The sequence below is a fragment of the Tenacibaculum soleae genome (assembly GCF_001693415.1).
In the GTDB taxonomy this organism is placed as follows: domain Bacteria; phylum Bacteroidota; class Bacteroidia; order Flavobacteriales; family Flavobacteriaceae; genus Polaribacter; species Polaribacter soleae.
In genome coordinates this window covers 1-619 of the sequence record NZ_MAKX01000038.1, presented here as the reverse complement: position 1 = coordinate 619, position 619 = coordinate 1, and the positions used below count along the sequence as shown (strand labels likewise).

Here is a 619-nt window from a genome sequence, read left to right as displayed (position 1 = left end):
GCCGTTGGCTCATTTATTGTAAACTCATTGGTATTTATGGTACAGAATGGTGTATCTGTCATTGTTACTGCTACATAATAACTAAATCCTGTTGGGGTAGCTAATAAGCCTCCAATAGTTTCTGTTACATTTCCTACTCCTGTTCCATCTGCTGTTGTTGTTGCAGTTATGTCATTATCATCTGCTACATTACCAGGAGTACCATTATCGTCCATTACAACATAAGTGTAATTTCCTGCATATAATGTACTCGAATCAAAACTAACATCAATACTTCCGCCTGCTGCTCCAAAACACGTTGCTTGTGCGTTGTTGGCAATTACCGTATAACTTGGTGCTGATCCTACTGTATACGTTTTCTCAAACACACAACCTGTTGTTGGATGTGTTGCCGTTATCGTGTACGTTCCTGTTGGTAAATTGGTAAACGTTAACGCTGCATCTGTTGCTGGTGTTACTGTCTCACTTGTTGGTCCTGAATATCCTGCCGGAGCACTTGTTATAGCATAAGTAACATTATCAATATTTGTTACTGTTTTTACTGAGATATCTTCTCCTGTTGCACAATCAATATCTTTTACTGAACTGATATTTATATCGGTAATCGCTTCAAATGGAG

The 619-nt window shown here is 38.4% G+C and carries 1 protein-coding gene; it reads right to left on the bottom strand.

Annotated features, from left to right (window positions below; all coding sequences use genetic code 11):
• The coding region (locus BA195_RS14475; RefSeq protein WP_176715004.1) for a hypothetical protein at nucleotides 1–619 on the bottom strand (619 nt) is incomplete at both ends.